Annotated in this window: 18 protein-coding genes; 14 read left to right on the plus strand and 4 right to left on the minus strand. The window is 68.9% G+C overall.

Annotated elements, in window-relative coordinates; genetic code table 11:
- From ACQ66H_RS11825 to ACQ66H_RS11855, 7 genes are read left to right on the plus strand one after another with little or no spacing between them, the layout of a single operon-like run.
- The gene (locus ACQ66H_RS11825) at window positions 1-1,395 is read left to right on the plus strand and encodes a sodium:solute symporter family transporter (RefSeq protein WP_430434191.1); all 1,395 of its coding nucleotides are present in this window, start codon (window positions 1-3) and stop codon (window positions 1,393-1,395) included.
- Window positions 1,392-2,336: a hypothetical protein gene (locus ACQ66H_RS11830; protein ID WP_430434192.1), complete on the plus strand. Its 945-nt coding sequence runs from the start codon at window positions 1,392-1,394 to the stop codon at window positions 2,334-2,336. Before ACQ66H_RS11825 ends, ACQ66H_RS11830 begins: the two co-directional genes overlap by 4 nt.
- Window positions 2,333-4,483: an FAD-dependent oxidoreductase gene (locus ACQ66H_RS11835; protein ID WP_430434193.1), complete on the plus strand. Its 2,151-nt coding sequence runs from the start codon at window positions 2,333-2,335 to the stop codon at window positions 4,481-4,483. Before ACQ66H_RS11830 ends, ACQ66H_RS11835 begins: the two co-directional genes overlap by 4 nt.
- Window positions 4,480-5,166 carry a TIGR04283 family arsenosugar biosynthesis glycosyltransferase gene (locus ACQ66H_RS11840; protein WP_430434194.1) on the plus strand — a complete coding sequence of 229 codons (687 nt, stop codon included), beginning with the start codon at window positions 4,480-4,482 and terminating at the stop codon, window positions 5,164-5,166. The genes ACQ66H_RS11835 and ACQ66H_RS11840 overlap by 4 nt, the downstream gene beginning before the upstream one ends.
- Entirely contained in the window at window positions 5,159-5,788 is a 630-nt protein-coding gene (locus ACQ66H_RS11845) for a TIGR04282 family arsenosugar biosynthesis glycosyltransferase (protein ID WP_430434195.1), read from the plus strand. Before ACQ66H_RS11840 ends, ACQ66H_RS11845 begins: the two co-directional genes overlap by 8 nt.
- Complete coding sequence (locus ACQ66H_RS11850; RefSeq protein WP_430434196.1) at window positions 5,782-6,513, plus strand: DUF3047 domain-containing protein; 732 nt, start codon at window positions 5,782-5,784, stop codon at window positions 6,511-6,513. Before ACQ66H_RS11845 ends, ACQ66H_RS11850 begins: the two co-directional genes overlap by 7 nt.
- Window positions 6,510-7,607, plus strand: coding sequence for an FAD-dependent oxidoreductase (locus ACQ66H_RS11855; protein ID WP_430434197.1), 1,098 nt, complete (start codon window positions 6,510-6,512; stop codon window positions 7,605-7,607). The genes ACQ66H_RS11850 and ACQ66H_RS11855 overlap by 4 nt, the downstream gene beginning before the upstream one ends.
- 308 nt (window positions 7,608-7,915) lie before the next feature.
- On the opposite strand, the gene ACQ66H_RS11860 is transcribed toward ACQ66H_RS11855, so the two are convergent.
- Complete coding sequence (locus ACQ66H_RS11860; protein ID WP_430434198.1) at window positions 7,916-8,605, minus strand: ABC transporter ATP-binding protein; 690 nt, start codon at window positions 8,603-8,605, stop codon at window positions 7,916-7,918.
- Between ACQ66H_RS11860 and ACQ66H_RS11865 the strand changes: the two genes are divergently transcribed.
- Together ACQ66H_RS11865 and mnmH are read left to right on the plus strand one after the other, a co-directional pair.
- A complete protein-coding gene (locus ACQ66H_RS11865; RefSeq protein ID WP_430434199.1) occupies window positions 8,604-9,227 on the plus strand; it encodes an arylesterase in 624 nt (207 codons plus the stop codon). The genes ACQ66H_RS11860 and ACQ66H_RS11865 overlap by 2 nt on opposite strands.
- A gap of 43 nt (window positions 9,228-9,270) precedes the next feature.
- Window positions 9,271-10,389, plus strand: a complete 1,119-nt coding sequence (gene mnmH, locus ACQ66H_RS11870) for a tRNA 2-selenouridine(34) synthase MnmH (protein WP_430434200.1) — start codon at window positions 9,271-9,273, stop codon at window positions 10,387-10,389.
- On the opposite strand, the gene ACQ66H_RS11875 is transcribed toward mnmH, so the two are convergent.
- Entirely contained in the window at window positions 10,341-10,868 is a 528-nt protein-coding gene (locus ACQ66H_RS11875; protein WP_430435625.1) for a class I SAM-dependent methyltransferase, read from the minus strand. The genes mnmH and ACQ66H_RS11875 overlap by 49 nt on opposite strands.
- Window positions 10,869-10,961: 93 nt before the next feature.
- Between ACQ66H_RS11875 and ACQ66H_RS11880 the strand changes: the two genes are divergently transcribed.
- From ACQ66H_RS11880 to ACQ66H_RS11890, 3 genes are all read left to right on the plus strand, one after another.
- Window positions 10,962-12,668, plus strand: a complete 1,707-nt coding sequence (locus tag ACQ66H_RS11880; RefSeq protein ID WP_430434201.1) for a sensor histidine kinase — start codon at window positions 10,962-10,964, stop codon at window positions 12,666-12,668.
- Window positions 12,669-12,853: 185 nt separating this feature from the next.
- Window positions 12,854-15,544 carry a GNAT family N-acetyltransferase gene (locus ACQ66H_RS11885; protein WP_430435626.1) on the plus strand — a complete coding sequence of 897 codons (2,691 nt, stop codon included), beginning with the start codon at window positions 12,854-12,856 and terminating at the stop codon, window positions 15,542-15,544.
- Complete coding sequence (locus ACQ66H_RS11890) at window positions 15,541-16,125, plus strand: DNA-3-methyladenine glycosylase I (RefSeq protein WP_430434202.1); 585 nt, start codon at window positions 15,541-15,543, stop codon at window positions 16,123-16,125. Before ACQ66H_RS11885 ends, ACQ66H_RS11890 begins: the two co-directional genes overlap by 4 nt.
- A gap of 14 nt (window positions 16,126-16,139) precedes the next feature.
- Here ACQ66H_RS11890 and ACQ66H_RS11895 read toward each other — a convergent pair whose 3' ends face one another.
- Window positions 16,140-18,554, minus strand: coding sequence for a putative bifunctional diguanylate cyclase/phosphodiesterase (locus tag ACQ66H_RS11895; protein ID WP_430434203.1), 2,415 nt, complete (start codon window positions 18,552-18,554; stop codon window positions 16,140-16,142).
- A 299-nt stretch (window positions 18,555-18,853) separates the two neighbouring features.
- Between ACQ66H_RS11895 and ACQ66H_RS11900 the strand changes: the two genes are divergently transcribed.
- Together ACQ66H_RS11900 and ACQ66H_RS11905 are read left to right on the plus strand one after the other, a co-directional pair.
- Window positions 18,854-20,395: an NAD(P)H-hydrate dehydratase gene (locus ACQ66H_RS11900; protein WP_430434204.1), complete on the plus strand. Its 1,542-nt coding sequence runs from the start codon at window positions 18,854-18,856 to the stop codon at window positions 20,393-20,395.
- Complete coding sequence (locus ACQ66H_RS11905) at window positions 20,358-21,254, plus strand: DMT family transporter (RefSeq protein WP_430434205.1); 897 nt, start codon at window positions 20,358-20,360, stop codon at window positions 21,252-21,254. Before ACQ66H_RS11900 ends, ACQ66H_RS11905 begins: the two co-directional genes overlap by 38 nt.
- 3 nt (window positions 21,255-21,257) lie before the next feature.
- Here ACQ66H_RS11905 and ACQ66H_RS11910 read toward each other — a convergent pair whose 3' ends face one another.
- Window positions 21,258-23,411 carry a putative bifunctional diguanylate cyclase/phosphodiesterase gene (locus ACQ66H_RS11910; protein ID WP_430434206.1) on the minus strand — a complete coding sequence of 718 codons (2,154 nt, stop codon included), beginning with the start codon at window positions 23,409-23,411 and terminating at the stop codon, window positions 21,258-21,260.
- Window positions 23,412-23,452: the final 41 nt, after the last annotated feature.

Genomic DNA, 23,452 nt, shown 5'->3' on the forward strand with positions numbered 1-23,452 from the left:
ATGAACGATCCGCTGCTTTTCGGTGCCGCCTTCTGGGGCTTCCTCATCCTGTACGGCGCCGGCATGTACGCACTGTCGCCGCGCGCGGTCGGTCACGCCGGCTTCTTCCGCGGTCATGATGAAGCAGGCCGCCCGGCCGCCACCTGGGCGCTCGGTGCGAGCATCTTCATCTCGTGGATATTCGCCAAGTCCATCACCAACGCGGCCAACCTCGGCGCCACCTACGGCATCGTCGGCGGCCTTGCCTACGCCACCTACTGGCTGTCCATCCCGCTCGCCGGCTGGGCCATCCTGCGGCTGCGTCGCAGGTATGCAGCAACCGGGCTGCTGTCTTTCCTCATCACCCGTCACGGCCGTATGGCGGCGCTGGCTTTTTCACTCGCCATCCTCGTTCGGCTGTTCAACGAAGTGTGGAGCAACACCTCGGTGGTTGGTGGCTACTACGGCGAAGCGGGCTCGGCCGGTTTCATCGGCGCCGCGCTGCTGTTTACCGCGGCCACGCTGTTCTACAGCCTGAAGGGCGGACTGCGATCTTCCATCTACACCGACGTGCTGCAGACCGTGCTGTTCGTCGGCTTCTTCGCCGTCGTCATGCTGATGGTGCTGCCGACGCACGGACCGGCGACGCTGCTGTTGACCGGCGACTGGCGACTCGAGGCCGGCGTCAACCTGCTGCTGGTGGCCGCACTGCAGGTGCTGTCCTATCCCTTCCATGACCCGGTACTGACCGACCGCGGCTTCATCACCAACGAGCGCAGCATGCTGCGCGCCTTCGTCTGGGCCGGGCTGCTCGGCTTCGCCTGCATCCTGCTGTTCTCGCTGGTGGGCGTACACGCACGGCTGGAAGGCATCGCCGGCGGCGACAACGTGCCGGCGGCACTCGCCCGCAGCATGGGGCCCGCCGCACTGTTCGTGATGACCATCGTGATGGTGGCGGCCGCCGGTTCGACGCTGGATTCGACCTTCTCCTCGGTTGCCCGCCACGTCGCGCAGGAACTGCCGCAACTGGCGGGCCGCCCGGAGCCGGTGCGCGCCATCGGCGTCGGCATGCTGGCGATGGCGGCGATCGCGCTGCTCGGCAACATTCCGATGATTGCCGGCACCGACATCCTGAAGGCGACGACGATCAGCGGCACCATGGTGATCGGCCTGGCGCCCATCTTCCTGCTGGCCGGTTTCACGCAGCCCGGCACACGCGCCGCCGCGCTCTCCTTCCATCTTGCCTTCTGGACCGGCATGATCCTCGGCGTGCTGCTTGCCGCCGGTCTGATACCGGACAGCTGGGCCATCGGCAGCGGCAAGTACGCCAAGCTGCTCGGCGTCAATCTGTACGGGCTGCTGCTGTGCACGGCCGGCTACCTGCTGCCTTCGCTGCTGACACGGCGGGCGACATGAACATGGACGACATCGCGCGCGGAACGCCGGGCCGCAGCTGCCCGCTGCACTACCGTTACGGTGCCGGCGCACTCGCCAGTACCGCGCACGACCTCGCGGCCGACACGCTGTACGTGGTCGGCGGCCTGTACGGCAACCGCCCCGCGCTCGACGCGCTCGCCCGCCTGCTGGAAGCCGAGCGCGGCCCGGTGCGCGTGCTGTTCAACGGCGACTTCCACTGGTTCGACATCGACGCCGCCCACTTCGCCGACGTGCAGCGCCGCGTGCTCGCCTTCGATGCGATCGCCGGCAACGTCGAAGCCGAGCTGGCCGATGACGCGGACGACGCCGGCTGCGGCTGCGCCTACCCGGACGAGGTGCCGGAGGCGGTGGTCACCCGCTCGAATCTGATCCACGCCCGGCTGTCACAGACCGTGCGTCACGATCCCATGTGGCGCGGCGAACTGGCCTCGCTCGACTACTGGCGCGCGGTGCGCGTCGGCGACGCGCGCGTCGGTGTGGTCCATGGTGACGCCCATGCGCTGGCCGGTTGGACCTTCGACGCACGCGCGCTGCACAACCCGGCGCAGCGCACGGCGCACGAAGCGGCCTTCGCCGCCGCCCGCTGCGACGTGTTCGCCAGCAGCCACACCTGCCTGCCCGCGCTGGCACGCTTCGTCGAAGGTGCGGTGATCAACAACGGCGCCGCCGGCATGCCCAATTTCCGCGGCGCGCTGCACGGCGTCGTGTCGCGCATCGCCGTCACGCCGTCGCCGCATGAACCGTTGTATGGCGTACGCATCCGCGGCGTGCATGTCGATGCGCTGCCGCTGCATTACGACCATGCCCGCTGGCTCGACGAGTTCGACAGCCAGTGGCCGGCCGGCTCGCCGGCCGCACTGAACTACCGCGAGCGCATCCTGCACGGACCCGCATGGACGCTGCGTGAGGCAGCGCCATGAACGCCCGCAAGCTGGCGCTGCTGCTGATCCTCCTCGCGCTGGTCGGCGCCTTCTTCGCCTTCGACCTCGGCCGCTTCTTCGATCTGGCCTGGTTCAAGGCGCAACAGCAGGTGCTGAACGAGCGCGTCGCCGCTGCCCCGTGGGCGGCGGCAGCGATCTACTTCGTGGTCTATGTCGCCGTCACCGCGCTGTCCTTGCCCGGCGCCGCGGTGATGACGCTGGCCGGCGGCGCGCTGTTCGGCTTCTGGGTGGCGCTTGCGCTGGTGTCCTTCGCCTCCAGCCTGGGCGCCCTGCTCGCCTTCCTGATCGCGCGCTTCCTTTTGCGCGAATGGGTGCAGACCCGGGTCGGCAAGTCGCTCGACGCGATCAACCGCGGCATCGAACGCGACGGCGCGCTCTACCTGTTCACGTTACGTCTCGTGCCGGCCTTCCCCTTCTTCGTCATCAACTTGGCGATGGCACTGACCCGGCTGCCGGCACGCACTTTCTACTGGGTGAGCCAGGTCGGCATGCTGGCCGGCACCGCGGTGTACGTGAATGCGGGCACCCAGCTCGGGCAGATCGACTCGCTCGCCGGCATCCTGTCGCCGGGCCTGATCGGCGCCTTCGTGCTGCTGGGCCTGTTCCCGCTGATCGCGCGCAAAGCAATCGACCTCGTGCGCGCCCGTGCCGTCTACGAACGCTGGCCGCGGCCGGCGCGCTTCGACCACAATGTGGTGGTGATCGGCGGCGGCAGTGCCGGGCTGGTTACGGCCTACATCGCGGCTGCGGTGAAGGCCAGCGTTGCACTGGTCGAGAAGCACCGCATGGGTGGCGACTGCCTGAACACCGGCTGCGTGCCGTCGAAAGCGCTCATCCGTTCGGCACGCTTCATCGCGCAGACGGCAAAGGCGCAATCGCTGGGCATGAAGTCAGCGCAGGTGGACTTCGATTTCGCCGACGTGATGGAGCGCGTCGCCCGCGTCGTACGTACGATAGAACCGCACGACTCGGTCGAGCGCTACCACGCGCTCGGCGTCGACTGCGTGCAAGGCAATGCGCGCATCACCTCGCCCTGGACAGTCGAGGTGTTCGGCGAAGACGGGCGCGCGCGCACACTGAGCGCACGCAACATCGTCATCGCCGCCGGCGCCCGCCCCTTCGTGCCGCCGATACCGGGCATAGACCGGATCGACGTACTGACCTCGGACACCGTATGGTCGCTGCGCACGCTGCCGCAACGCCTGCTGGTGCTGGGCGGCGGGCCGATAGGGTGCGAGCTGGCGCAGGCCTTCGCCCGCTTCGGCGCAGCCGTTACCCAGGTCGAGATGGCAGAGCGGCTGATGCTGCGCGAGGACCCCGAAGTGTCGGCGCTGGTCGAGCAGCAGTTCGCCGCCGACGGCGTGCAGGTGCTGACCCGGCACAAGGCGGCACGCTTCGCGGTCGAGGGAGACGAGCGTGTGCTGTACGCCGACGGCCCGGCCGGCGAAGTGCGCATCGTGTTCGACGCGCTGCTGTGCGCGGTCGGCCGCACGCCAAACGTCAGCGGCTACGGACTGGAGGAACTGGGCATCGCGCTGCGCCCGAACCGCACGGTCAACACCAACGACTACCTGCAGACGTTGTATCCCAACATCTACGCCTGCGGCGACGTGACCGGTCCTTACCAGTTCACCCACATGGCGGCACATCAGGCCTGGTATGCGGCGGTCAACGCGCTGTTCGGCCGCTTCCGCCGCTTCCGCGTCGATTACTCGGTCGTCCCCTGGGCCACCTTCACCGAGCCCGAGGTGGCCCGCGTCGGCCTCAACGAAAGCGAGGCCACCGAAAAGGGCGTGCCCTTCGAAGTGACCGTCTACGGCCTCGACGACCTCGACCGCGCCATCGCCGACGAGGCCGCGCACGGTTTCGTCAAGGTGCTGACGGTGCCCGGGCGCGACCGCATACTGGGCGTCACCATCGTCGGCGAACACGGCGGCGAACTGATCGCCGAATATGTGTTGGCGATGCGCCACGGACTGGGGCTGAACAAGCTGCTGGGCACGATACACATCTACCCGACCATGAACGAGGCGAACAAATACGCCGCTGGCGTCTGGAAGCGCGCGCACGCGCCGCAGAAGCTGCTCGAATGGGTCGGCCGCTACCACGCGTGGATGCGCGGGTGAGGCGGCTGTCCATCATCGTACCGGTGCTGGACGAGGCGCCGGGCATCGTCGCGACGCTGCAGGCACTGCAGCCGCTGCGCGCGGCAGGCGTGCAGCTCATCGTCGCCGACGGCGGCAGCCGCGACGACAGCTGCGCACTGGCGCGGCCCTTGTGCGATGTGCTCGTTGCGTCGTCACGAGGGCGCGCGCTGCAGATGAATGCAGGCGCCGCGCATGCCCGCGGCGAGGCGCTGCTCTTCCTGCACGCCGACAGCACGCTGCCGGACGGCGCACCCTTGTTGATCGACAACGCGCTCGACAGCGGTGCGCAATGGGGCCGCTTCGACGTCACGATCGAAGGCCGTTCGCCGCTGCTGCGCGTGGTCGCCTTCATGATGAATCTGCGCTCGCGCCTGAGCGGCATCGCCACCGGCGACCAGGCGATGTTCTGCACGCGGGCGCTGTTCGACCACCTCGGCGGCTTCGCCCCGATCGCGCTGATGGAAGACATCGACTTCTCGCGCCGCGCACTGAGCCTCAGTGCGCCAGCCTGTCTGCGGGCACGCGTACGCACCTCGGGGCGCCGCTGGGAGAAGCACGGCGTGTTGCGTACTGTGTGGCTGATGTGGCGCCTTCGCCTGCGTTACTTCTTCGGCGCCGACCCGCAGGCGCTGGCGCGCAGCTATCGGCCGCACCATGACTGAATCGACCGCGGTACTCGTTTTCGCGCGCGCGCCGGTCGCCGGTGCGGCCAAGACGCGGCTGATGCCCGCACTCGGCGCCGACGGCGCGGCGCGTGCCAGCGCGGCACTCACACGGCGTGCGCTGCGCACTGCGGTCGAGGCCGGCCTTGGCGCAGTCGAACTGTGGTGCGCGCCCGACTGCGACCACCCCTTCTTCGCCGACTGTGCGCGCGAGTTCGGGGTCACGCTGCACGCGCAGTCGGCGGGCGATGTCGGCCGGCGCATGTCGCAGGCCTTCGACGACGCACTGTCGCGACACGCGCGCGTGGTGCTGATCGGCGCCGACGCCGTGTCGCTGCAGGCCACCGATCTGGCCGCCGCCGCCGCGGCGCTGCGCGGGCACGACGCCGCCTTCGCGCCGGCCGAGGACGGCGGCTACCTGCTGGTCGCACTGCGCAGCCGGCAGCCGGCGCTGTTCGACGGCCCGACCTGGGGCACCCCGTCGGTATGGACGCAGACGCGCGCGCGCCTCGACGCGCTGGGCCTGCGCACCCGCGTGCTGCCGACCGGCTACGACGTCGATCACCCGGCCGACTGGCAGCGCGCGCTGCGCGAAGGCCTGCTGGAGGGCGGCGCATGCTGACCCGACTGCGCCTGCTGCTGTGGGCGACTGCGCTGGCGCTGGCCGGCGAGGTGTGTGCGGACAGCGCATTGCCGCGCTTTTCGTCGCAGTCGGCCGGTGCCGCCATCGCCGGCTGGACACCGTGGACGCTGGGCGGGAAGGCCGCACCGGCCGACTTCCGCCTGAGCGCGCTGGACGGGCAGACCGTACTGCGCGCCGAAGCCGTCAATGCCGCGTCGGCACTGATCCACGCCGGTCGCTTCGATACCACCGCAACGCCCTGGCTGAACTGGCGCTGGCGTGCCGACCGTCTGCCGACCGGCAATCGCTTCGCCACCCGCGATGGCGACGACTACGTGCTGCGCGTCTATGTGCTGTTCGACTACGACATCGCCAAGCTGCCCTTCGGCGCCCGCACGAAGCTGCGCATCGCCCGCGCGCTGCATGGCGACCAGGTACCCGCCGCCGTGCTCTGCTACGTGTGGGACAACCGCGTGCCACCGGGCACCCGCGCCTGGAGTGCCTACACCGACCGCGTGCGCATGATCGCGGTCGAAGGCGAAGGCGCGCCGACCGGCGTCTGGCGCAACGCCCGCCGCAACCTGCGCGATGACTTCCGCGAAGCCTTCGGCGAGGACGCTCCGCCGGTGATCGGCGTCGTCGTCGCGGCCGACACCGACAACACCGCCGACAGTTCGCTCGGCCATTTCGGCGACCTGTCGCTCGACGCCCAGCCACTGCCGTGAAAAGACTGGTATTGCTCGGCGGCGGCCACGCCCACCTCTTCGTGCTCGAAGCCTTCGCCCGACAGCGGCCCGATGCCGACATCCGGCTGATCACGCCGGACGCGCTGACGCCCTACTCCGGCATGCTGCCCGGCGTGCTCGCCGGTCACTACACCTCGCGTCAGGCCTGCATCGACCTGCGCCCGCTGGCCGCGCGCGCCGGCTGCCACCTCACGCTGGACCGCGCCATCGGCATCGACAGCGCGCGGCGCCGGATCAGACTGGCCGGCGGTGGCGCCGTCAACTACGACCTGCTGTCCATTGACATCGGCTCGACCCCGCAGCGCCCGGACATTCCTGGCGCGGACGAACACGCCCACCCGGTGAAGCCGATCGCCGACCTGCTCGCGCGCTGCGCCGTCGTGACGCCGCGCGCGGTCAGCGTGCTGGGCGGCGGTGCAGCCGGCGTGGAGGTGACAATGGCCTTGCATCACCGCTGGCCTGCGGCGCGCTGCACGCTGGTCGAGCGCGGCACGACGCCACTTGGCGGACTGGGTGTGCGGCTTCAGCGCAGCGTCGGCGCCGAGTTCGCGCACCAGCGGATCGATGTCGTGACCGGTGCCGAGGTCACGCGGATCGACGCCGATACCCTCCAGCTGGCGGACGGCCGCACCATCGCCAGCGATTTCACAGTGCTCGCCACCGGCGCCGCCGCACCCGCCTGGCTGCGGAACAGCGGACTGGCGCTCGACGCGCGCGGCTTCATCGAGGTCGGCGCAACGCTGCAGTCGACCTCGCACGCCGAAGTGTTCGCCGCCGGCGACGTCGCCACGCTGACTGCTTCGCCGCGGCCGAAGTCCGGTGTCTATGCAGTGCGCGCCGGCCCCCCACTGGCGGCCAACATCGCGCGCATGATGGCCGGCCAGCCGCCGCTCGACTGGCATGCGCAGCGGCATGCGCTGATGCTGCTCGCCTGCGGCCGCCGCCACGCGATCGCCGCGCGCGGCGGCTGGGTGCTCAAGGGTGACTGGGTATGGCGCTGGAAGGACGCGATAGACCGCGGCTTCGTGCGCCGCTTCGATCCGCAGGCCGACAGCGAGACGGCCGCGGGCTGAGGACGATCAGTTCGGGGGCACAGGCGCGGCGCCCGTGCCGAAGCCGCGTCGCGGCCAAAGGTCGCTCAGACGAGGGTCGCGCCCTGTTCGCCGTTGGCGCATGGTTTTGTGGGAGCGAGCTTGCTCGCGATAGCGGCCTGGATCGAAGGCGGCGGCCCGCAAATGCCGCATCGCGACCAGAGGTCGCTCCCACGAAAGGCACTGCCGCACCGTCGTCGGAGCCCGGTTTCCTGTGGGAGCGAGCTTGCTCGCGATAGCGGCATGGATCGGAGGCGGCGGCCTGCAAATGCCACAGGCGGTCCAGGCCGCTACGCCATCATCCGCCCGGCCGCCAGCCGGATGCGCCGGCTGCAGCGGGCGGCCAGCGCCTCGTCGTGGGTCACCAGCACCAGGGTCGTACCCTGTTCGGCGTTCATTTCGAACATCAGGTCGATGATGGAGGCGCCGGTCGTCGCGTCGAGATTGCCGGTCGGTTCGTCGGCCAGCAGCAGCTGCGGCGCCGGCGCGAAGGCACGCGCGAGCGCGACGCGCTGCTGTTCGCCGCCCGACAGCTGGCGCGGATAATGGGTCAGCCGGCCGCCCAGACCGACACGTTCGAGCAGCGCGATGGAGCGCTCGCGCACGCGCTCGGCATTGGCCAGTTCCAGCGGCAGCATGACGTTTTCCAGCGCCGTCAATGCCGGCAGAAGCTGGAAGGACTGGAACACGAAGCCCACCTTGTCACCGCGCAATTCGGCCCGTGCGTCCTCGTCGAGCGCGAAGATGTCCTGGCCGGCGATGCGAACCGAACCGGCGCTCGGCAGGTCAAGACCGGCAAGTAGCCCGAGCAGCGTCGATTTGCCCGAACCGCTGGCGCCGACGATGGCCAGCGCCTCGCCGGCACCGACCGCGAAGGCGATATCCTGAAGAATCTGCAGCGGCGCATTACCGCTGCTGACTTGTTTTCCCAGCCCGCTGACTTCGAGCAGCGGGCCTGTTTGCGGAGTGTCTGTAGGCATGAAGAAGCTTTTCTGGTCCCTGTTTGTCCTGTTGTTCGCCGCCCTCCCCGTCGCTGCGCAGACCGTGCTGGTGGTCGGCGACAGTCTGTCTGCCGGCTACGGCCTGCGCCAGCAGGAGGCCTGGCCGGTATTGCTCGGCGACAGGCTGAAGCAGTCCGGTTACGGCCATGCGGTGGTCAATGCCAGCACCAGCGGCGACACCACCGCCAACGGATTGTCGCGCATCGACGCCGCGCTGGCCGCACACAAGCCTGCCGTCGTCATCATCGCACTGGGTGCCAACGACGGCCTGCGCGGCCTGTCGCTGAAAACGATGCGCGACAACCTGGAAAGCATGACGCGCAAGGCGCAGGCTGGCGGCGCCAAGGTGCTGATCGCCGGCATGCAGCTGCCGCCGAACTACGGCCCCGACTACACGCAAAAGTTCGCCGCCACCTTTTCTGAGGTCGCAAAGTCCACCGGATCGGCGCTGCTGCCCTTCCTGCTTGACGGCTTCGCCACCGATCCGCAGCAGTTCCTGCCGGACGGCATCCATCCGATTGCTGCGGCGCAGCCGCGCATCGTGGACAATGTATGGGCGCCGCTGCGCTCCCTGCTCGGCAAGCCGCTGGCGCGGCGCTGAGCACGCCGCGGCGCACATCACGAACAGACAGGACACCCGCTGCATGAACGCCCCTTCCGGCCAGCGCCGCCCGGCCGGCATCGCCCAGGTCAACCAGCTGTATGGCTTCGACGACATCATCGACACCCGTTCGCCGGCCGAATTCGCACTCGACCACGTACCGGGCGCCATCAACTGCCCGGCGCTCGACAATGAACAGCGGGCGGAAATCGGCACGCTGTACAAGCAGGTGTCGCCCTTCGTCGCGCGGCGTCGCGGCGCGGCGCTGGTGGCGATCAATATCGGCCGTCATCTGCTCGAACGCTTCCAGGACAAGGGGGCGGACTGGCGGCCCCTGATCTACTGCTGGCGCGGCGGCAAGCGCAGCGGCGCCTTCGTTACGATATTCCGCCAGGTCGGCTGGGACGCCCATCAGCTCGACGGCGGCTACAAGGCCTACCGGCGCGAAGTGCTGGCGAGGCTGGCGGCAACGCCAGCGGCGTTCGACTTCCGCGTGGTCAGCGGCCCGACCGGCAGCGCGAAGAGCCGCGTGCTCGAACGCCTCGCCGCACGCGGCGAACAGGTGCTGGACCTGGAGGCGCTGGCGGCGCACAAGGGCTCGGTGCTCGGCCGCCAGCCCGGCGTTGACCAGCCGCCGCAGAAACTGTTCGAGTCGCGCCTGCTGCACGCGCTGTCGGCACTCGACCCGGCGCGCCCGGTGTTCGCCGAGGCGGAAAGCCGCCGCATCGGGTTGGTCACCGTGCCGGACGCACTGATCGAGCGGTTGCGTGCCGCCCCCTGCATCCGCATCGAAGTGCCCGCCTCAGCGCGGACCGAATTCCTGCTGCGCGACTACGATTACATGACGCAGGATCCCGAAGCGCTGATCGAACGGCTGGAGCGCCTGATCGAGCTGCGCGGCCGCGAAACCGTAGCGGCCTGGTCCGCACTCGCGCGCACCGGGCAGTGGGCCGAGCTGGTTGCGGGTCTGCTCGAACAGCACTACGACCCACTGTACCGTCGCTCGCAGTCGAACAACTTCAGCCGCCACACCGATGCCCCGACCGTCACCGCCGAGCGGCTGGACGATGCAGGCATCGATCGGCTGTCCGGTCAGATCGCAGCCGCCTCGGCTCAGTTCAGCACCGGCAGCACGTCCGAACGCACCGCACAGATGCGCTGAATCATCGCCGGCGCCGGACGGGCGATCTCGCCCTGTTCGAAAGCGATCACGCTGCCCCAGCTGCGCACCCAATCCAGCAGTTCGTGCGGGCGCAGCAGGAAATCCGGGTTCGACGGCTTGCCGAAGCGCGCATTGCCGTCCATGAAGGTTTCGTAGATCAGCAGGCCGCCCGGCTTGAGCAATGCGGCGACGCGGTCCAGCCGCGGCCGGAACAGATAGCGGGTCACCACCACGGCATCGAAGCAGGCTTCGCCCCAGGGCCAGTCGCCGCCCTCGAGGTCGGCGCACAGCGTACGGATGCGCGGCTGCCCGTCCAGCGCCGCCAGCGCCGCGGCGTCGCGGTCGGCCGCCAGCACGTTCAGGTCGCGCCCGGCCAGCCAGCGCGCGTGGCGACCGCCGCCGCAGGCCAGGTCGAGCACGTCGGCGCCGTGCGGGATCAGTGCGCCGAAACGCACCACCCAGTCCGACGCGTCCTGCATTGAAAAATGAGGATGAGATGCCATCTGCGGGCCCTTATTCGGGTTTTCGTGTCGAGGGGCCGCATTATCATCCCGGGCATACCAAGGACAATAATGTTCCGCTCTCCGGACCTTCCGCCGCCCACCCGTGGCGCACGGACATTCTTTCTGTGGCGCGCACTGCCGCTCGCCCTGCTCGCCGCAGCGCTCGCCGCCACCGAGTCGCTGCCGGTCGGGCTCGCGGTGCTGGCCGCCAGCCTCGGCATCGGCGTGCTCGCGCTGCGCGAACAGGACCGGCTGTCACGGGAGGTCGAGCAGCACCGGCTCGACGCTGCCCGCCTGCGCGACTACACCGATCTGGCAACCGACTGGCACTGGGAAACCGACGCCGCGCTCCGGCTGCAGTATTCGCGCGCCGAAGGTCACCTGGCCAGCGCACTGGACCAGCGTGCCGTGCGCAACCGTCGCCTGTGGGAAATCAACGCCCTGTCGCCGGTGCACGGCGACTGGGAGGAATGTCATCGCCAGTTCCAGAGCGGCAAATCGCTGCAGCTTCATCTTGTGCTGCACCGGCCGGACGGCGTGGTGCGCCACATCGAGCTGCGCGGTCGCCCGATCACCGACGGCAGCGGCCAGCTGTGCGGTTATCGCGGTACCGGCCGCGACGAAACCGCCTTCGTGCAGTTGACCCGGGCGCTGCGAGAGGTCGAGACGCGACACCGCGAAATGGTCAATCACCTGCGCGAAGTCATCTTCCGCATCGACGCACGCGGCCGCTTCACCTACCTGAACCGCGCCTGGGAAACCTTGACCGGCCAGCCGGTGAACCAGGCCATCGGCCAGCGCATCCTGCGCTGGCTCAGCAAGGACGAGGCACGCTATCTGCTGGCGCGGCTCGAGCCGATGCTCGACGGCCGCCGCGATTCGATGCAGATCGAGGTGCGCACCGGCACCGGCAGCGCGTCGGCGCGCTGGCTGGAAATCGCCATCGGAGCCCGTTTCGACGGCAACGGGAAGCTCGAAAGCCTGTCCGGCAGCATCGAGGACATCACCCAGCGCAAACAGGCCGAAGCAACGCTGTACGACATGAATGCGGAGCTTGAGCGCCGCGTGAAGCGCCGCACCGCCGAGCTGGAGGCGTCCAATCGCGAACTGGAAGCCTTCTCGTACTCGGTATCGCACGACCTGCGCAACCCGCTGCGCGCCATCGACGGCTTCTCGCAGATCATCCTGGAAGATTATGGCGACCAGCTGGACGCGCAGGCGCACAGCCACCTCGCGCGCATCCGCGCCGCCTCGCAGAAGCTGTCGACGCTGATCGACGACCTGCTCGAACTGGGCCGGCTCACGCGTACGCCGATCAGCCGCGCCGAGGTCAACCTGTCGGCGCTGGCGCGCGCCATCATGCGCGACCTGCGGGCGGAATCGCCGGAACGCGAGGGCAAGCTGGCCATCGGCATGCATCTGATGGCGCGCGTTGACCCGATGCTGGCGCGCGTGCTGCTAGAGCACCTGCTGCGCAACGCCTGGACCTTCACCGCACGGCGCGAAACCGCGGAAATCGAGTTCGACGCCCGACTGCGCAACCGCGAGGTGGTGTTCCACATCCGCGATAACGGCATCGGCTTCGACATGGCGCACGCGGCACAGCTTTTCAAGCCTTTCAACCGGTTGCACGACCAATCGGACCGCAGCGGTACCGGCATCGGTCTGGCCACCGTGCAGCGCATCGTCAATCGCCACGGCGGCCGCATCTGGGCCGAAGGCGCACCGGACAAGGGCGCCTGCTTCTACTTCACACTGCCCGACCCGACTCACTGACGGCAGCGGGCGCAAGGATGTAGGCTGCGCACCACACTCGCCGCGAAGTGTGGATTTCCACAAGCGGCATTTATGTTGCAATGCAATATACTGGGGTCCAACGTGCACGGGCGCACTGCTCACGGAAGCGCACAGGGCGGACACCCCACACTGCCTGAAAGCCTTCCCAGACACGGGAGTTCATGATGCAGTACGAGCACTATCTCAAATCCATGTTCGAGCCGCAGTCGGTGGCCATCATCGGCGCCAGCGAGCGGCCGGACTCGATCGGCGCAGTCATCGTCCGCAACATGCTGGACGCGCAGTTCAGCGGCGAGTTGCACGCCATCAATCCGAAACACAAAACGGTTTTCGGCGTGCCCTGCGTGGCGCGCATCGACGACCTGCGCAAGCGGCCCGACCTCGTCATCATCTGCACGCCGGCGCGCACGGTGCCCGGCCTGATCGATGAATGCGGTCGCGCCGGCATCAAGGCGGCCATCGTGATCAGCGCCGGTTTCGCGGAAACCGGTCCGGCCGGCGCCGAACTGGTGCGCCGCACCCGCTCCGCCGCCAAGCGCAACGGCGTGCGCATCATCGGCCCAAACTGTCTGGGCCTGATGCGCCCGTCGCTGGGCCTGAATGCCACTTTTGCGCGCTCGCCCGGCAAGGCGGGCAGCATCGGCCTCATTTCGCAGTCGGGCGCCGTGTGCACGGCACTGCTCGACTGGGCACAGTCGAACGGCGTCGGCTTCTCGACCGTCGTGTCGCTGGGCGCCTCGATCGACCTCGATTTCGGCGAAATCCTCGATTACATGATTGCCGACCCGAAGACGGAAAGCATCTTCATGTACATCGAGGGCATACGCGACGCGCGCCGCTTCATGAGCGCGGTGCGCGCCGCCGCCCGCGTCAAGCCGGTGCTGGCGATCAAGGTCGGCCGTCATCCGGCCGGCACCAAGGCGGTCGCCTCGCACACCGGCGCGATGGTGGGCGCTGACGACGTGTTCGACGCCGCACTGCGCCGCGCCGGCGTCGTGCGGCTGTTGACGCTGGGCCAGATGTTTTCCGCCGCCAACGCGCTGTTCACGGGCTTCAAGCCGGCCGGCAAGCGGCTGGCCGTCGTCACCAACGGCGGTGGCCCGGGCGTGATGGCCGCCGACCGTGCAGCCGACCTCGGCATTCCGCTGGCGCAGCTGGCGCCGGAAACGCTGGAAGCGCTCAACAGCGCGCTGCCGCCGACCTGGTCGCACGCCAACCCCATTGATCTGATTGGCGACGCCGACGACGCGCGCTACCGCGCCGCGCTGGAAGCGGTGCTGGCCGACCCCGGTGTCGATGGCGTGCTCACGCTGCTGACGCCGCAGGCGATGACCCACCCGACCGCGGTGGCGGAGGCGGTGATCGACATCGCCAAGACCGCCAACAAGCCACTGATGACCTGCTGGATGGGCTGCGATCAGGTGCGCGCCGCGCGCTCGCTGTTCGAGGCCGCGCACATCCCGACCTTCCGCTCGCCCGAGCCGGCGGTCGAACTGTTCCACCACATCTCGTCCTACTACCGCAACCAGCAGCTGCTGCGCCACGCGCCCGCCTCGCTGGCGCAGGACCTCGATCCGCCGTCGGTGGAATCGGCCCGGCTGGTGATCGAAACCGCACTGTCCGAGCGGCGCACCGTGCTGACCGAGATGGAATCGAAGGCACTGCTGGCCGCCTTCCGGATACCGATCGCGCAGACCGTCGTGGCGCGCAGCGCTACCGAGGCCATGGTGTACGCCGAGGAGATGGGCCTGCCGGTGGCGATGAAGATCGACTCGCCGGACATCACGCACAAGAGCGACGTCGGCGGCGTGCGCCTGCATGTCGATAACCTGCGTTCGGTACGCGACTGCTGGCAGGAACTGATGGCCGAAGTCGGCCGCCGCAAGCCGGACGCCCGACTGCGCGGCGTGTCGATCGAGCCGATGGTGAACAAGCGTAATGCGCGCGAGCTGTTCGTCGGCGTGGTGCACGACGACGTGTTCGGCCCGGTCATCAGCTTCGGCCACGGCGGCACGAGGGTCGAGGTATTGCGCGACCGCGCGGTGACGCTGCCGCCGATCAACGTCGAACTGGCGCGCGACGCCATCCAGCGCACCCGCGTGTCGGCCATGCTGGGCGAATTCCGCGGCATGCCGGCGATCGACATGGAAGCGCTCGAACGGGTGCTGATCCGCGTATCGGAAATGGTGTGCGAGCTGCCGTGGATACGCGAGATGGACATCAATCCGCTGCTGGTCGACGAGAGCGGCTGCGTGGCGGTGGACGCCCGCATCATCCTCGCCGACGTGCAGCCGACGGCCACGCCCTATTCGCACATGGCCATCCACCCGTATCCGGCACGGCTTGAGCACGTGGTGAACCTGCCCAACGGCACGCGCGCCATCATCCGCCCGATCCGGCCGGAGGACGCTGATCGCGAAGCCAAGTTCGTGCGCGAGTTGTCGGCGGAAACGCGCTACCTGCGCTTCATGAGCACGATCAAGGAGCTGCCGCCGCAATTGCTGGCGCGTCTCACGCAGATCGACTACGACCGCGAAATGGCGCTGGTCGCGGTCAGCGAGGGCGAAACAGAGGAACAGCTCGGCGTCTGTCGCTACGTGGTGAATCCGGACGGCGAAACCTGCGAATTCGCCATCGTCATCGCCGACGCCTGGCAGCGCCAGGGTCTGGCCCGCATCATGATGAATCTGCTGATCGAAGCGGCGCGCGAGCGCGGCCTCAAGGTGATGGAAGGCGTCTTCCTCGCCAACAACGAACGCATGCTGCGTTTCGTGCAGAGCCTGGGCTTCCACATCAACCGCGATCCCGAGGACAGTTCGCTGGTGAATGGCGAACTGCTTCTGCGCCCGGCATGAGTGCAGCGCCCGCCCGGTGCACGTGGTGTGGGCAGGACCCGCTCTACGTCGAATACCACGACAGCGAGTGGGGCGTGCCGGTGCGCGACGAACGCGAGCTGTTCGAGCGCCTGATACTGGAAGGTGCGCAGGCCGGACTGGCCTGGATCACCATACTGCGCAAGCGCGACGGCTACCGCCGCGCCTTCGCCGGCTTCGACGCGCAGCGCATCGCCCGCTATGACGAAGACGACCGGGCGCGGCTGATGGCCGACGCCGGCATCGTGCGCAACCGGCTCAAGATCGACGCCACCATCGGCAATGCGCGCGCGCTGCTGGCGCTGCACGAGCGCGGCGGATCGCTGGGCGATCTGCTGTGGGACGCGGTGGGCGGGCAACCGATGGTGAATCACTGGCGGCGCCTCGGCGACTGCCCGTCGAGCACGCCGCTGTCCGACCAGCTGTCGAAGGAACTGGCACGGCTGGGCTTCCGCTTCGTCGGCAGCACCATCGTCTATGCCTGGATGCAATCGGTGGGCGTCGTGAATGACCACCTGGTCAACTGCTTTCGCCACCGCGAACTGATCCGTCCGCTGGACTGAAAAGCCGGCGGTGTTCAGCCGACCGCGCGCAGCGGCCGGCTTTCCTCCGCCTGGAAGGCGTCCAGCCCGCGCCAGCCGCCGATGAAGGCCGCAATCTGCGGCTCCGGCAACGGTCTCGACATCAGGTAGCCCTGCGCATAGGTGCACTCCTTGCCAGCCAGCGCCGCCCACTCGGCCGCCGTTTCAACCCCTTCGGCCGTGGTGTCCAGACGCAAGGCGTCGGCCAGATTGATGATGGCGCGCACGATAGCGCCACCGCCCTCCTCCTCGTTCAGGCTGGTGACGAAGGAGCGGTCTATCTTCAGCTTGGTCATCGGGAAGCTGCGCAGATAGGCGAGCGACGAATAACCGGTGCCGAAATCGTCGAGCGCGATGCCGATGCCCAGCGCGCGCAGCGTGCTCAGCGTGTCGCGCGCCGCCGCACTGTCGTGGATCAGCAGCGACTCGGTCACCTCGATTTCCAGCCGATCCGGCGCGAGGCCGCTCTGCGTCAACGCATCGCGGACCACCTCGACCACCGCGCCGCGCGCGAACTGGACGGCGGACACATTGACCGCCACATGCATGTCGTCCGGCCAGCGCACCGCGGCCAGGCAGGCCTGCTCCAGCGCCCAGCGGCCGATCGGCACGATGAGGCCGGTTTCCTCGGCCAGCGGAATGAACTCGCCCGGCGACACCAGGCCGCGCTGCGGATGGCGCCAGCGGATCAGCGCCTCGAAACCGGCGACGCGGCCACTGCGCATGTGGATCTGCGGCTGATAGTGCAGTTCGAATTCGTCACGTTCCAGCGCACCGAGCAGATCGCTGTGCATGCTCAGGCGACGGCGTGCGCGCTCGTCCATGTCCTGTTCGAAGAAGCGCCAGGTATTGCGTCCGGCGGCCTTGGCCGCGTACAGCGCCATGTCGGCATTCTTCAGTAGCGCATCCGGGTCACTGCCGTGCTGCGGCGCCAGCGCGATGCCTATGCTGCTGCCGATCTGCACGCTGACGCCGTCGATCAGGACCGGCGACGCGAAGGTGTCGAGCAGTCGCTGGGCAAGTTCGGCTGCACCCTCCGGTGTGCGGCAGCCCCAGCAGATCAGCGCGAATTCGTCGCCGCCCAGCCGCGACAGCACGTCGCCGGCGCGGATGCGCTCCTGCAGGCGCTGCGACACCAGTTGCAGCACACGGTCGCCGGCGGCATGGCCGAGCGAATCGTTCACGTTCTTGAAATCGTCCAGATCAAAGAAGTACAGCGCGCACGGCCGCGCCTCCTCCGAACCGGCCGGACGGATCGCCGCCAGCTGGTTGCGGAAGTGGTGCCGGTTGGCCAGCCCGGTCAGCGAATCGAAATTGGCCAGCGTCAACATTTCCAGCGCTGCGCGACGGCTGTCGGTGATGTCGGAGCACACGCCGCGCCAGCCAGCGTGATGTCCGCCCTCATCGAACAGTGGTTTGGCGGTGAGCGCCCACCAGCGTCGTTCGCCCTCCACCACCAGCGCCACCTGCACGTCGCGGAAAGGCACCGGCTGCATCAGATGTGCCGCCAGCGTGCTCAGCGCATCTCGCTCGGCGTCGTTCATGTCGCGCCCACCCTGGGCGAACAGCTCGATGAAGGGCTGCGCGCGCAGTTCGTCGAGCGGGCGACCGAAGGTTTCGGCCAGCCGCGCCGACACGTGCTGCAAGAAGCCGTTGCGGTCGGTGTCCCATAACCAGTCGCTCGAATGCGCCTCGAAATCGTGCAGCAGCAGGCCGACCAGCTGCTTCTGCCGCTCCGCCTCGGCTTCGGCCAGCAGCCGGGCGCCGAAGGTGCGGGCGCTGGCGATGGCGCAGGCAAGCGCCAGCGCGGCATAGAAATTCATCAGCACCACGAGATCGAGGTTGCGGACCGGGTGGTCGATGACGAAGGAAAGCGAACTGGAGGCACACAACAGCAGTACATAGAGCACGGCTGCACGTGGAATGTTGGCCAGCACGAAGCTGCCGGCGCACATCATGCCGCCCGAGATCAGCGTGACCAGCAGCGCGCTGTCGGCCTCGGCGCGGGTGAAGAACAGCAGCGACGGCACCGACCACAGCAGTGCCAGCACGCCAGCGTGCAGCGCGGCGCGGCGTATGGCGCGCTCGGACGCCCGCACGGGCGGCGAGGCCTGATCGCGGCGCCAGGCACGCAGCGTCGAGCGCATCGCGACGGTCAGTGCGGCCAGCCACAGCAGCAGCACCCACGGCGGCTCGCTGCCCCAGAACACGACCACGATGAGTAGCGCATTGAACAGATTGGCGGTCAGCGTGAGCGGTGCAAACCGGAGCACCGAGCGCAGTTGCTGCGCTCGGATGCGGGCGGCCAGATGCGCATCGGCATTGCGTGTGCCGATGACGTCATCCAGCCAGCGATTCAGCCGCGCGGCGAGGCCCGCGGTGCTCGACGAGGCGGTTCCGGTTGTGCGCATGATCTGCAGACTCTTCTTTCCGGGACATGGCCCGCTGCGGCCACCCCTGCTTGAACATCGATCCGACGCGTTGCTTCGCTCATATCGGCGCGGCGTCGCGCGGACTTGAACGCGCTGCGGCGCGAGTCGCTGCCGCAGCGCAGCAGATCGACGGTCGCTGCGCCTGCGTCCGGCCGGGCCGAACGCACGCCACGCCTGTGCTTGAAGTGCCGCATTCCTCGGCACGATGGCGCCGCCAGGCATAGAATGCGCGCCTGTGCTCGCCGGACCCGTCGGTCCGGCGACAGTCCGGTCCGAGCATGCCCACCCCGCGAACCCTCAACACCTCATCGCTGACGGCGCTGTACGACGCCGAGGCGCTGCGACGCATCGAGCGCCATTACGCGCCCGCCAGTTCGCCGCGCCTGATGGAGCGCGCCGGTGCCACCGGTGCGGCCAAGGTGATGCAGATTCTCGGCGGGCGCCACGGTCGCGTGCTGGTCATGTGCGGCCCCGGCAACAACGGTGGTGACGGCTTCGTGCTGGCGCGCCAGCTGCGGCAGACCGGTTTCGACGTCGTCGTCGCCTATCAGGGCGACGAGCACCCGCAGGCCAGCGACGCGGTGTCGGCGTGGGCGTCGTGGCGCGCCACCGGTGGTGTCACCGTGCCGCGACTGCCGCGCGGCGACTTTTCCATCGTCGTCAACGCGCTGTACGGCATCGGCCTGACGCGCCCGATCGAGGGCGAACACGCGGCCTGGATAGACGCGGTCAACGACATGGACTGCCCGGTGCTCGCCATCGACGTACCCAGCGGCCTCAACGCCGACACCGGCGCCGTGCTCGGCCGCGCGATCCGCGCCTCGCACACCGCAACGATGATTGCGCTGAAGCCCGGACTGCTTACGCTGGACGGCCCCGACCACTGCGGCGAGCTGTCGGTGCACGACCTCGGGCTCGACTGCGCCGCCGTCGTACAGCCGTCCGGCTGGCAGGTCGGTCGCGGCCTGTTCGACCACCTGCTGCGGCCGCGTGCGCGCAACAGCCACAAGGGCACGCACGGCAACGCGGTGTTGGTCGGCGGCGCGCGTGGCATGGCCGGCGCCGCGCTGCTGGCTGGCCGCGCCGCGCTGAAGGTGGGCGCCGGGCGCGTCTATGTCGGCATGCTCGACCACGCCGCACTGCCGCTCGACCCGGAACAGCCGGAACTGATGATCCGCACGCCGGCCGACGTGCTGGCGGGCGATCTCGCCACCTGCGTGGCGATCGGCCCCGGCCTGGGCCAGAGCCCGGCCGCACTCGACCTGATGCGCGAGGCTGTGCTGTCGCCGGCCACGCTGGTGCTCGACGCCGACGCGCTGAACCTGCTGTCGCAGCACGCGGATCTCGAAAAAGCGTTGGTCGAACGGGGCGCGGCGACGCTGCTGACGCCGCACCCGATGGAAGCCGCCCGCCTGCTCGGCAGCACGACTGCCAAGGTGCAGCATGACCGCATCGCTGCGGCACGCGAGATGGCGCGCCGCTTCCGCGCCTCGGTCGTGCTGAAGGGCTGCGGCAGCGTGCTGGCGCTGCCGGACGGACGCTGGTTCATCAACACGACGGGCAATCCGGGCATGGCGTCGGCCGGCATGGGCGACGTGCTGACCGGCCTGATCGCCGGCCTGCTGGCCCAGGGCTGGCCGGCCGACCTCGCGCTGATCGGCGGCGTGCACCTGCACGGGTTGGCCGGCGACCGCCTGGTCGCACTGGGCAAGGGACCGAACGGCCTGACCGCCGGCGAGGTGATCGAGTCGGCCCGTGCCGCCTTCAACGCACTGATCGCCGGTGCCGATCTGCAGGAAGTCGGCCATATCCACCTCTGAACGCAGGCACCCGCTGATCGGCGTTGCCTTCATGCTGGCCGCGCTGTTCTGTTTCGCCGTGCTGGACACCACCGGCAAGTACCTGTCGCAGCGCTACCCGGTCGGCGTGCTGGTGTGGGCGCGCTACTTGGTGCCCGCCATCGTGCTCGGCGCGGTGCTGTGGCCGCGCATGCGGCGCAACCTGCTGGCAACGCCGCGCTGGCGGCTGCAGATACTGCGGGCCGCACTGCTGGCCGGCGTGTCCTTCCTGATCATGGGCGGGCTGAAGACGATACCGATGGCCGAGGGCACCTCGCTGTTCTTCGTCACGCCGCTGATCGTGACGCTGCTCGCCGGGCCGGTGCTGGGCGAACGGGTGACGGCCGCCAACTGGATGCTGGCGCTGTTCGGCTTCTCCGGCGTGCTGCTGATCGCGCGCCCGGACGGTCATCTGCCGCTGCTGCCGGTACTGATGCTGCTCGGCGGCTCGCTGCTGTATGCGTTGTACCAGCTGGCCACGCGCAAGCTGGCGCCGACCGAGCGGCCGCTGACCACGCTCTACTACACCGCGCTGGTCGGTGCGACGCTGTCCTCGCTGGCGCTGCCGGCGGCCGCGCACAGCGAACTGCCGGGGCCGGTCAACGCGCTGCTGGTGGTGTCGCTGGGCGTGTCCGGCATGGCCGGCCACTTCCTGCTGATACGCGCGATGGCCTTCGCGCCGGCGTCGGTGCTCAGCCCGCTCATTTACGTGCAGCTGGTGTGGGCGACGCTGATGGGCTGGCTGGTGTTCGGCGACCTGCCAGGCGCCAGCGCCGTCGGCGGCGCCGGCCTCATCGTCGTCTGCGGACTGGCCAGTGCCTGGCTGGCCCACCGGCGCTGACGCTCAACCGGCGGCCAGTTCGAGCGGCTGCGGCGTGTTGGCCGCATCGGCCTGCAAGCCCTCGCCGAGACTGCATGCCCGGTTAGACAGCTCGCCCAGCTGCCGGCTCTGCAACAGCGCCTCGATCTCGCCCGCCGGCACCGGCCGCGAGAAGTAATAACCCTGTATCAGGTCGCAGCCGAGCGCTCGCAGCGCGATCACCTGCTCCGAGCGCTCGACGCCCTCGGCCACCACCTCCATGCGCAGCGAATGGGCGAGGCGGATGACGGCCTCGACCACATGGCGCGCCTCGGTGACGTGGTCCATATCGATGACGAAGGTGCGGTCGATCTTGAGCTGACGCGCCGGCAGCCGGCACAGATAGGCGAGGCAGGAATAGCCGGTGCCGAAGTCGTCGATCGACAGCGTGACGCCCATCGCCTTCAGTTCCTCCAGCACCCGCCGCACGCTGGTCGAACTTTCCATCACCACCGACTCGGTGATCTCCAGCGCGAGCAGGCCGGGATCGATGTCGAATTCGTCGATGCAGGCGCGCACGCGCTCGACCAGATCGGGCTGTCTGAACTGCTGCGGCGACAGGTTCACCGCCACCGGTATACGCCGGCCGGCGTGCATCCAGCTGCGTATCTGGCCGCAGGCCTCACGCAGCGTCCAGAAGCCGATCGCATTGATCAGTCCGAAGCGCTCGGCCACCGGGATGAACTCGACCGGCGGCACCATGCCGCGCTCCGGGTCCTGCCAGCGGATCAGCGCCTCGACACCGCGCAATTCGCCATCGACCGCACTTACCTTGGGCTGGTAGTGCAGTACGAACTCGTCGTTGTCGAGCGCACGGCGGATCGCACGCTGCATGCCGAGGATGTCGGCACCGCCGCCGTCCATGTCCTCGCAGTACAGGCGCCAGGTGTTGCGACCGGCGTGCTTGGCGGCGTACATCGCGGTGTCGGCGCAGACCAGCACGCGATTCTCGTCGCCGTCGTCGGGAAACAGCGCGACACCGACCGACGCCGACACCTGTATCTCATGGGTGCCAATCAGCATCGGTTGGCTGGCGGCATCGACCAGGCGCTGCGCCAGCCGGCCGGCACCTTCGGCATCGATCGCGCCCTCGGACAGCATGACGAACTCGTCGCCGCCGATGCGGGCCACCAGGTCGCCTTCACGCAGACCGTTGCGCAGCCGGCGCGCCACGCACTTGAGTACCTCGTCGCCGACGTGGTGACCGAGCACGTCGTTGACCGGCTTGAAGCCATCGAGATCGACGAACAGCACCGCCAGTCGCGCCCCTCGCCCCCGCACGCGCTCGGCCGCCTCGGCCAGCGCGGCATCGAAATTGACGCGGTTCGGCAGATCGGTCAGCGGGTCGTGCAGCGCCGCGTGCATCAGTTCGCTGTTGGCCGCCTTCAGACGCATCGCGAGCTGCCGCGTGCGATGTTCCATGCGGGCATCGAACAGCGCGGCGACGCTGCCTATCCAGGTGAAGCCGATGGCCGCGACGGCGATGGTCAGCCCCAGCCAGGTCGGATCGATCTCGTGCTTGGCCAGGCTGACCGCATTCGCCTCGAAGCGCACGGCCGCCATGCAGATGTAGTGCACTGCGCACAGCACGAGCCCGATAGCCATCGACGCCAGCACCTTGAACAGATAGAGCGCGCGACCATCGAGCGCACGCATCCTGAGCAGTGCGCGGGCGGTCGCCGCTGCCAGCGCCCAGGCCAGCAGCACGGCCAGCGCCAGCAGACCCGGACGGTATCCGACCGCCGGTTCGATACGCATCGCCGACAACGCAAGGTGGAACACCATCACGATACCGGCGCCGACGACCAGGGCCAGCGGAGCGCGCAGTCGCTGCGCCGGTGCCAGCCGACTGACGCAGAGCAGCGCGAACAGCGATACGCCGACCGATATCAGCCAGGACTGCACGGTGATGATCAGGTCAAAGCCGGTCTGCATCGGCAGCGCATAGGCGAGCATGCCGACGAAGTTCACCGACCAGATGCCGGTTCCGAGCACCAGCGCACCGGAAAAGAGCCAGATGCGCGCGGCGCGCCGGTCGGTGCTGTGGATGCGTTGCGACAGATCGAGTGCGGACCAGGCAGCCATCACCGCCACCAGCAGTGACAGCGCGACCAGAAGCGGGTGGTATTGCCCCGTCATGGCAGCGGCGCCCCGCATCGACGAGCCGATGCCGGGCCGCG

The organism is Methyloversatilis sp. (assembly GCF_965284615.1).
In the GTDB taxonomy this organism is placed as follows: Bacteria; Pseudomonadota; Gammaproteobacteria; order Burkholderiales; family Rhodocyclaceae; genus Methyloversatilis.